Here is a 508-nt window from a genome sequence, read left to right on the forward strand (position 1 = left end):
GCGGGCTCCGCGCCGGGGCCAGCGCGGTGGGCGGCTGCTGCCGCGTCACGCCGGAGGAGATCGGCCGGGTGGCCGAGCACCTGCGCGCCCGCGACCTGGACTGAGGGATGCTCCCGGTGACCGGGCCACCGTGCCCCACCCGCCCGTGCGGAGTGACACCACCATCACGGACGCGACCGCTCGCTCTACGATCCGGCCATGGCACAACGCGAGATCATCGAGCCCGTCGACCTCTGCGACGGTCGCGGCCGGCTCAACCCGGACGCGCTGGGCTGGACCCGTGCGCCGCTGCACCGTTCGAACCTGAGGGGTTGGGGTCGCACGAAGCGTTGGGAGCACTGGGGCATCGTCACACCGACTCACGTGCTGGGGCTGACCGTCTCCTCGCTCGACTACGCCGGCGCGCACGGCATCTACGTGCTCGACCGCCGCAGCGGCGAGGAGACCCGCCGGGACGTGGTCGCGCCGCTGGCCCGCGGCACGCAGCTGCCCGAACTGGCCGCCGGCG

The 508-nt window shown here is 74.4% G+C and carries 2 protein-coding genes; both read left to right on the forward strand.

The window, feature by feature from the left end; genetic code table 11:
* On the forward strand, nucleotides 1–104 hold a 104-nt coding region (locus FRW57_RS25170), incomplete at its 5' end, for a homocysteine S-methyltransferase family protein (protein WP_203230536.1).
* A gap of 94 nt (nucleotides 105–198) precedes the next feature.
* The coding region (locus FRW57_RS22850) for a DUF2804 family protein (RefSeq protein WP_152187157.1) at nucleotides 199–508 on the forward strand (310 nt) is incomplete at its 3' end.

It is taken from the genome of Segeticoccus rhizosphaerae (genome assembly GCF_009192725.1).
Taxonomy (GTDB): Bacteria; Actinomycetota; Actinomycetes; order Actinomycetales; family Dermatophilaceae; genus Segeticoccus; species Segeticoccus rhizosphaerae.